The 8,828-nt window shown below is 71.5% G+C and carries 6 protein-coding genes; 1 reads left to right on the plus strand and 5 read right to left on the minus strand.

Annotated features, from left to right (window positions below):
- Positions 1-319: 319 nt before the first annotated feature.
- Positions 320-913: a DSBA oxidoreductase gene (locus tag B2P18_RS01110; protein WP_037215674.1), complete on the minus strand. Its 594-nt coding sequence runs from the start codon at positions 911-913 to the stop codon at positions 320-322.
- Positions 914-1,148: 235 nt separating this feature from the next.
- Here B2P18_RS01110 and pepN point away from each other — a divergent pair, with 235 nt between their 5' ends.
- Positions 1,149-3,728, plus strand: coding sequence for an aminopeptidase N (pepN, locus tag B2P18_RS01115; protein WP_286955512.1), 2,580 nt, complete (start codon positions 1,149-1,151; stop codon positions 3,726-3,728).
- A 438-nt stretch (positions 3,729-4,166) separates the two neighbouring features.
- Here pepN and B2P18_RS01120 read toward each other — a convergent pair whose 3' ends face one another.
- The 4 genes from B2P18_RS01120 to malQ all read right to left on the minus strand — a co-directional run.
- Positions 4,167-4,901: an amino acid ABC transporter ATP-binding protein gene (locus B2P18_RS01120; protein ID WP_286955513.1), complete on the minus strand. Its 735-nt coding sequence runs from the start codon at positions 4,899-4,901 to the stop codon at positions 4,167-4,169.
- Positions 4,901-5,731, minus strand: a complete 831-nt coding sequence (locus B2P18_RS01125; RefSeq protein ID WP_286955514.1) for an amino acid ABC transporter permease — start codon at positions 5,729-5,731, stop codon at positions 4,901-4,903. The genes B2P18_RS01120 and B2P18_RS01125 overlap by 1 nt, the downstream gene beginning before the upstream one ends.
- A 6-nt stretch (positions 5,732-5,737) precedes the next feature.
- Entirely contained in the window at positions 5,738-6,589 is an 852-nt protein-coding gene (locus B2P18_RS01130; RefSeq protein ID WP_286955515.1) for an ABC transporter substrate-binding protein, read from the minus strand.
- A 270-nt stretch (positions 6,590-6,859) separates the two neighbouring features.
- Positions 6,860-8,828 (minus strand): 4-alpha-glucanotransferase (gene malQ / locus B2P18_RS01135; protein WP_286955517.1); only part of this gene is annotated, 1,969 nt, incomplete at its 5' end.

Genomic DNA, 8,828 nt, shown 5'->3' on the forward strand with positions numbered 1-8,828 from the left:
CGTCGCCGTGCCAGCGGCGGGGGCGCCCCCCGGCCGCGGGACAGGTCCGCCGCATTCGGGGGGGGGGTGCGGGGTGGGGGGGGGTGTGGGGGTGCGGGGTGCGGGGTGGTGTGCGGGGCCGGGCTGAGGTGCGGTGGGGTAGAGCCTGCTGATGGACCTACCGGGGGTAGGTCCATCAGCCTGGCGAACGGAGGCCGGTCGATGCCTCTACCGGCGGTAGGTGTGTCGGCCGGGGGCGAAGGCGGGCGGATGTGCCTACCTCAGGTCGTCACATCCGCCTGGCGTGCGAAGTCGGGCGGATGTGCCTACCTGAGGTAGGTCAGTCGAAGATGGGGCCGACGTCGCGCGTGCGCTTCAGCTCGAAGAAGCCGGGCGTCCCCGCGACGAGCACGCACCCGTCGAAGAGCCGCACCGCGTCCTCGCCCTTGGGCGCCGGCGACACGACCGGGCCGAAGAACGCCACGCCGTCGACGTTGATGATGGGGGTGCCCACCTCGTCGCCGACCAGCGAGATCCCGCGCTCGTGCGAGGCGCGCAGGGCGCGATCGGTCTCGTCGCCGGCGGTCGGCGCGGCATACGACGCGAGCTCGGCCGGCAGACCGACCTCGGCGAGGGCGTCCTCGACCACGACGTCGAAGTCCTTCTCGCCCTCGAGGTGGATGCGCGTGCCCATCGCGTCGTACAGACGCTTGACGACGTCGTCGCCGTGCTCCCGGGCCGCCGCGATGATCACGCGGACCGGGCCCCACGCGCGGTCCATCAGCGCGCGGTAGTCCTCGGGCAGGTCGCGGCCCTCGTTGAGGACCGCCAGGCTCATCACCGACCAGGTCACGGTGATGTCCTTGGCTCGCTCGACCTCCATGAGCCACCGGGAGGTCATCCAGGCCCAGGGGCACGCGGGGTCGAAGAACATCTCGACGGACGGGGAGCCGCTCTGGGGAGCCTGCGGCTGGGTGGTCTGCGGCTGGGTGGTCTGCTTCGTCTCGCTCACCCCGCCATCCTGCCAGCACCCGCCCCGCCCCCGCGCGGCACCGTATGACGACCTCGCCGCGATCCGCAGGGACGGCGTGCGGGATACCTGCAAGGATGGAGCGGCCATCCGCTCCCCCGTGCTCCGGGGCGCTCCAGCACCACCGAAAGGCCCCACCGTGCCAGGCACCAACCTCACGCGCGACGAGGCGCGTGACCGGTCCCAGCTCGTGAGCGACGTGACCTATGACGTCCAGCTCGACCTGACGACCGGTCCCACGACCTTCAGCACCACCACCACGGCACGGTTCGGCGCCGCGGAGGAGGGGGCGAGCACGTTCATCGACTTCATCGGCACCTCGGTCGAGGAGATCGTCCTCAACGGCGAGTCCCTGGCCCCCGCGACCCATGTCGCCGACGCGCGGATCACGCTGCCCCGCCTGCAGGCTCGCAACGAGCTGACCGTCCGAGCGACCGGGACCTACATGAACACCGGCGAGGGTCTGCACCGGTTCGTCGACCCGGCCGACGGCGAGGTCTACCTCTACACGCAGTTCGAGGTCCCCGACTCGCGACGGATGTTCGTCGTCTTCGAGCAGCCCGACATCAAGGCCGAGTTCACGTTCACCGTGACGGCGCCCGCGCACTGGCAGGTCATCAGCTGCTCCCCCACCCCCGAGCCCACGCCGGCCCCGCGTGCGGACGGCGCCGCCGGCTCCACGCCGGCCGCGACCTGGGCCTTCGAGGCGACCCCGCGCATCTCGTCATACATCACCGCCTTGATCGCCGGGCCGTATGACGTCGTCCGCGACACCGTCTCGACCCGCGCCGGCGAGATCCCGCTGGGGATCTTCAGCCGGCGATCCCTCACGCCGCACGTCGACCACGCCAACCTGTTCGACTGCACCAAGCGGGGATTCGCGTTCTTCGAGGAGGAGTTCGACCAGCCGTTCCCGTTCCCCAAGTACGACCAGATCTTCACGCCGGAGTACAACATGGGCGCGATGGAGAACGTCGGGGCGGTGACCTTCCACGAGATGTACGTCTTCCGCGCCAAGGTCTCCGACGGCCTCGTCGAGCGCCGCGCCCTGACGATCCTGCACGAGCTGGCGCACATGTGGTTCGGCAACCTCGTCACCATGACCTGGTGGGACGACCTGTGGCTCAACGAGTCCTTCGCCGAGTGGGCGTCGACGACGGCACAGGCCGAGGCGACCCAGTGGGAGTCCGCGTGGACGACCTTCGGGACGGCGGAGAAGGCCTGGGCCTACCGCCAGGACCAGCTCTCCTCGACCCACCCGATCGCCGCCGACATCCGCGACCTGCACGACGTCGAGACCAACTTCGACGGGATCACCTATGCCAAGGGCGCGTCCGTGCTCAAGCAGCTCGTGGCCTACGTCGGTCGCGACGCCTTCCGCGACGGGATCCGGGCGTACTTCGCCAAGCATGCGTGGGGCAACACCACGATCGGCGACCTGATGGCCGAGCTCGAGGCCACGTCCGGGCGCGACCTCGGTCGCTGGCAGGAGCTGTGGCTCGAGCAGGCCGGCGTCAACACGCTGACGCCGGACCTCACGCTCGGCTCGGACGGCGACGGGGTGATCGAGGCCGCGGCGATCGTGCAGACCGCCCCCGAGGACTTCCCCGTGCTGCGGCCGCACCGCCTGGCTGTGGGGTGCTACGAGCTGCAGGGAGACTCGCTGGTCCGCGTCGCGCGCCACGAGGTCGACGTCGACGGAGAGCGCACCGAGCTGCCCTTCCTCGTCGGCCGGCCGATGCCCGACCTGCTGCTGGTCAACGACGACGACCTGGCCTACGCCAAGCTGCGGCTCGACGAGCGGTCCCTGGCCACCGTGATCGAGCACCCGCGGGCGTTCACCGAGTCGCTGCCCCGCTCCCTCGCCCTCGCGACGGCCTGGGACATGACGCGCGACGCGCAGATGCGGGCGCGGGACTACATCACCCTGGCGCTGCGGGCCGTCGACGGCGAGACGGACGCCACGCTGCTGCGCGTGCTCCTCGCCCAGGTCTCCACCGCGCTGGCGGCATACGTCGCTCCCGGCCATCGCGACAGCGCCCGGGAGACGGTGGGGGCCGAGCTGCGGCGCCTGGTCGAGACGGCCGCGCCCGGCAGCGACGCCCAGCTGCAGCTGGTGTCGGCGCTCGCCGCGATCACGCGCCGCCCCACGGACCTCGACCTGATCGAGGGCCTGTATGCCGGGCGCCTCTCCCTGGACGGTCTCGCCGTCGACACGGACATGCGCTGGACCCTGCTGACCGCGCTCGCGGCGGCGGGACGCGTGGGTCGGGCCGAGGTCGAGGCCGAGCTCGAGCGGGACCGGACCGCGTCCGGGCAGGAGCACGCCGCGGTGGCCGTGGCCGCGCTCCCCACCGCTGAGGCCAAGGCGCAGGCCTGGCGCCGTGGCGTCGAGGACGCGTCGGAGTCCAACACGATCGTGGGCGCGACCGGGCAGGGCTTCGGCCGGGTCCACGACGTGACGCTGCTGCAGCCCTATGTCGAGCGGTACTTCACGATGCTGCGCGGCATGTGGGAGCGGCACTCGTTCGCGCTGGCCGAGGTGGTGGCGGGCGCGTTCTATCCCATGCCGCTGGCGGACCGGTCGCTGCTGGACGCCACGGAGGCCTGGCTCACCGCCAACGCCGACGCCCCCTCCGGGCTCGTGCGGGCCGTGGCGGAGCACCGCGACACGGTGGCGCGGGCGCTGCGGGTGCAGGCGCGCGACACCACCGCCTGACCTACCGGCGGTAGAGGCATCGACCGGCCCTCGTTCCCCAGGCTGATGCCTCTACCCCCGGCGGGTCTTGCGCCGGGGGCAGAGGGGGCCGGGTGGCCAACGTCGTGGTCTGATCCAGCTCGCCGAGACGGCTGGGTTCTCACCGGATCCTGTATGCCGAGCCCCACGCCATCCGCGCGCCCGGCGTGCACAACTGCTGCACATTGCGGGTCCTGGATGGCGAATTCCGTTGTGCCGCAACGACGGGTCATCCGGCGTCGCCCCCATGTGCAGCAGTTGTGCACCGATCCCGCTGCCGTGCGGAGGGCTGCTCGGCATACGGGCTCAGGGAACAGCGGCAGGTGAGCCGCAGGATCCGCCTGCCTTGGTCACGCCGACCGACCTTGGTCACATCGGCCTGGTGTGCGAAGCCGGGCGAATGTGACTACCTGAGGTAGGTCAGAGGACGCGGGAGAGGAAGCGTTGCAGGCGCTCGCTGGCCGGACGCTCGAAGATCACGTCCGGAGCCGCGTGCTCGGCCACGACGCCCTCGTCCATGAACGCCACCTGGTCGGCCGCCTCGCGCGCGAACCCCATCTCGTGGGTCACCACCAGCATCGTCAGGCCGGAATCGCCGAGGTCGCGCATGATCGCCAGCACGCCCTTGACCAGCTCGGGGTCGAGCGCGGACGTCGCCTCGTCGAACAGCATGATCCGCGGGTCCATCGCCAGCGCCCGGGCGATCGCCACGCGCTGCTGCTGCCCGCCGGAGAGGGACGACGGACGGACGTCCGCCTTGTGCGCGAGCCCCACCGACTCCAGGTGCGTCAGCGCCCGGGACCGTGCCTCGTCGCGGGACAGGCCGAGCAGCTTGCGGGGCCCGAGCGCGACGTTGTCGGCGACGGTCTTGTGCGGGAACAGGTTGAAGTGCTGGAACACCATGCCGACGTGCCGGCGCAGCTGGTCCGGGTCGTCGCGCAGGATGCTGCGCCCGTCGAGGAGGACGTCGCCCTGGTCGGGCTCGAGCAGTCGGTTGACCACGCGCAGCAGCGTCGACTTGCCGGACCCGGAGGGCCCGATGACGCAGGTCGTGCTGCCGGCAGGGACCTCGAGGTCGACGCCGCGCAGCACGCGGTTGCGGCCGAAGGCCAGGTGCACGTCGCGCAGCTCGACGGACAGCGGTGCGGCGGTCATCAGTGTGCCTCCTGGGTCAGGGCGAGTGCGCCGTCGTCGGGGGCGTCCGGCGTGGCGGAGCCGCCAGCGCGTGGACCGCCAGAGCCGTCGGAGCCGTCGGAGCCCTCTGGGTGTTCCCCGTCCGAGCGACGACCGTGGCGCAGCCGGTGGTCGATGGCGTTGACGGCGTGCGTCAGCGGCACCGTGATCACGAGGTAGAACAGCCCGGCGAGCAGCAGCGCGGACTGGTTGCCGGTGTTGGCGGCATAGTCCTGCCCGATCCGGAACAGCTCGCGTTGGCTGGCCAGCAGCCCGAGGAAGTAGACCAGCGAGGACTCCTTGATCAACGAGATGAACTGGTTGACCAGGGCCGGGAGCACGCGGCGGACACCGAGGGGTATGACGACCAGCCGCATCGCGGCGTTGTGGCTGAAGCCGAGGGCCCGCGAGGCCTCCATCTGCCCGGCCTCGACGCTCTGGATGCCGGAGCGGAAGATCTCGCCGATGTAGGCGGACGCGATCAGCGACAGGGCGAGGATCCCGAGCGGGTACGGGTTGTTGCCCCAGATCTGCAGGCCGACGGGGGCCAGGCCGACGCCGATGAGCAGGATGGTGACGGCGGCAGGCAGCCCGCGGAAGATGTCGGTCCAGACGCGTGCCGGCCACCGCAGCCAGCGGTGCCGGGACAGGCCGGCGACCGCGAGCGCCATACCGAGGATGGTCCCGATGATGGCGGACACGACCGCGAGGAGCAGCGTGTTGGGCAGGCCGACCGTGATCAGGTCAGGCAGCGCCTCGCGCATCGCGTCGAGGTCGAAGAAGGTCTCCCTGAGGGTCTCGAGGACGTCCACCCCGGGTCACCGCGTGATCTTGACGGCGCCGCTGCCCGGCGTGAAGTCCGCGGGGGTCTTGCGGCCCGGGTAGTACTGGTCGACGAGCTTCTGCCAGGTCCCGTCCTTGACGACCTCGTCCAGGCCCTTGTTGAGCGCGTCCTTGAGCTTGGTCTTGTCCTGGGCGACGGCGTAGGCCATCGGGGTGGGGCTCAGCTCCTTGGCAGCGAGCAGCACCTTGCCGCCGGACTCGCCCGCGAGCTTCTCGCCGATCTCAGCAGGGCTGACCCAGGCGTCGACGGTGCCGGCCTTGAGCTGGTTCATCGCGCCGTTGTAGTCGGGGACGCGCACGGGGTCGAGCTTCTTGCCGGTGGCGTAGTCGTCCTGGACCGTGCCCTGGACCACGACCACGCGCTTGCCCGTGAGCTGGTCGAAGCTCTTGAGCGTGGACCCCGCGGGGACGTTGAGGCCGATGTAGCCGAAGTCGTAGCCGTTGGTGAAGGCGACCGTCTGCTTGCGCCTCTCGGTGATGGTGACCGAGGACGAGCCGACGTCATACTTGCCGGACTTGACCTGCGAGAGCAGGCCGGAGAAGTCGGTGCCCGCGAACTCGACCTTGAGGCCCTGCTTGGCGGCGACGGCCTTGAGCAGGTCGTTGTCGAAGCCCGTGAACTGGCCGTCCTTGAGGAAGACGTTGGGCGGCGCGTCGGTCAGCGTGCCGACGTGCAGGACGCCGGGGCGCTGCAGGCCCAGGGGGTTGTCCGTGGCCTGCTCCGAGCCGGAGCCGGAGCCGGAGCCGCACGCGGACACCGCCAGCATCATCGCCGCGCCGGTGGCGGCGAGGGCGGTGCGACGGGTGATCCAGGGCGTGCGAGACATGGTTGTCCTCCGGGGCGGGGCGCGATCGGCGCCGGCATGGGTGGGAGGCCCGCCCGACGGTGGGCAGACCAAAGGGAACCTTATGCAGAGGCAAACGTCAGGTAATCCGAGCGTCCACGTCTCGGACGCCGTCCAGGCAGGCAGGTGAGGCGCCAGGTCCGCCGGCCTCCGTCACACCCGCCTGGGGAACGACGGCCGGTCGATGCCTCTACCGGGGGTAGGTCCGTCGACGGCGTGCTAACCCAGGCGGGTGTGACTACCTGAGGTAGGTCAGAGGGTGCGGGCGAGGCGGCGGGCCCAGCGCGATCGCATCAGGTCCTCGAGCAGCACGGGCCGGCCGTCGGCGCCGGCCAGGGGCATGCGCCAGTTGGCGTACTCCTCGTCGGTGCCGGGCTGGTTGATGATCCGCCGGTCCTGGGCCAGGTCCGAGACCGAGATGCCGCGCAGCAGGGCGGGCGTCCACGACAGGAGCTTGTGCAGCGCCTCGATCGTGTCCTCGTCGCTCGCGTCCTCGCGCAGCAGGCCGCGCGAGCGCAGCAACGCCTTGATCCCCTCCTGCTCGTGGACCTCGCTGGCGCGCTCCTCCTCGATCGAGCGGGTCAGCAGGCCCAGCTCGTGGCGCAGGTCGATGTGCACCTGCTGGAGGTAGCCCGCGGTCGGGGGCAGGTCGTGGGTGGTGACGGTGGCGAGGCACAGGCGGCGGTACTGCTCGGGCTGGATCGGCTCCCCGCCGTGCTCGTAGTCGCGCTCGAACCACAGGATCGAGGTGCCCATGACGCCGCGGTCCGCGAGGTAGTCGCGCACCCACGACTCGACGGTGCCGAGGTCCTCGCCGATGACGACGGCGCCCGCGCGGTGGGCCTCCAGCGCCAGGATGCCGATGAACGCCTCGTGGTCGTAGCGCACGTAGGTGCCCTCGAAGGGCTTGCAGCCCTGCGGGATCCACCAGAGCCGGAAGAGCCCGATGATGTGGTCGACGCGCAGGCCGCCGGCCGAGCGCAGCACGGTCCGGAGCATGTCGCGGTAGGGCGCGTAGCCCAGCTCGGCGAGCTGGTCGGGCCGCCACGGCGGCTGGCTCCAGTCCTGGCCCAGCTGGTTGTACTGGTCGGCCGGCGCCCCCACGGTGACGCCGCGGGCCAGCGCGTCGCGCAGCCCCCACGCGTCGGCCCCGCTCGGGTGGACGCCGACGGCCAGGTCGTGGATCAGGCCGAGGCGCATGCCCGACTCGTGGGCGACCCGCTGGGCCTGCTCCAGCTGGTCCTCGACGACCCACTGCAGCCAGCAGTAGTAGTCGACGTCCGCGGCCAGCTCCTCGCGACGCTCGGCGACGGCCGGGCCGGCGGAGTCCTGCAGCTCCTCGGGCCACTCGGCCTCGTCCTCGCCGTATGCCGCGGTGAACGCGCACCACGTCGCGAAGTCCACCAGGCCCTGCCCCTCCCGCTGGCAGAAGGCGCGGTAGTCCCGCTCCCGGCGGGGCGAGCGCGGCTGCTTGTGGACGAGCCGCAGGGCGGCGTCCTTGAGGCGCCAGGAGGCGTCGCGGTCGATGACGTCCTCGGCGTTGAGGCGCAGCGCGTCGTCGGCCTGCCACTGCAGCAGAGCCCGGTCCTGCGCCGTGAGGTAGCCCATCTCGGGGATGTCCTCGACCCGGATGTAGAGCGGGCTGATGAACCGCCGGGTGGTGGGCAGGTAGGGCGAGGGCTCGACCGGCGGGACCGGCTCGGCGGCGTGCAGCGGGTTGACGAGGACGAAGTCGGAGCCGAGCTCCTGACCGGCCCACGCGGCGAGCTCGGCGAGGTCGGCCGCGTCACCCATCCCCCAGGACCGGCTGGAGCGCATGGCGTACAGCTGGGTCATGACGCCGGAGGCAGGGTGGTCGCGCAGCGACTCCGGCACCTCGAGGCGGTCCGGCGTGACGACCAGCGTGCAGGTGGTCGTGGTCCCGGCATACGAGGCACTGATCTCGTGCCAGCCGAGGGGCAGGCCCGCAGGGACGGCGAAGGTCGCCTCCCCCAGCTGGCGACCGTCGACGACGCGGGGGTCGACCCACTTGTCGACCTGGTCGAGCGGACGGCGCGATCCGTCCTCGAGCTGCACGGACACCGTGACGGACTCGCCGTGGGGCAGGTGCACCGGGATCGTCGTGCTCTCGGACTCCGTCACGACCAGCACCGGCGGCAGCGGGCGACGCCACTCACGGTCGCGCACCTGCGCCAGGGAGGCACGCACCTCGTCCTCGGTC

The sequence above is a fragment of the Arsenicicoccus sp. UBA2120 genome, from assembly GCF_002330965.1.
Classification (GTDB): Bacteria; Actinomycetota; Actinomycetes; order Actinomycetales; family Dermatophilaceae; genus Arsenicicoccus; species Arsenicicoccus bolidensis.

What these genes read in the sequence shown, in the direction of transcription:
- B2P18_RS01110 (WP_037215674.1), bottom strand. Translation starts at nt 913, where the DNA reads ATGTTCTTCGACCCCGCGTGCCCCTGGGCCTGGATGACCTCCCGGTGG.
- B2P18_RS01120 (WP_286955513.1), bottom strand. Translation starts at nt 4,901, where the DNA reads ATGACCGCCGCACCGCTGTCCGTCGAGCTGCGCGACGTGCACCTGGCC.
- B2P18_RS01130 (WP_286955515.1), bottom strand. Translation starts at nt 6,589, where the DNA reads ATGTCTCGCACGCCCTGGATCACCCGTCGCACCGCCCTCGCCGCCACC.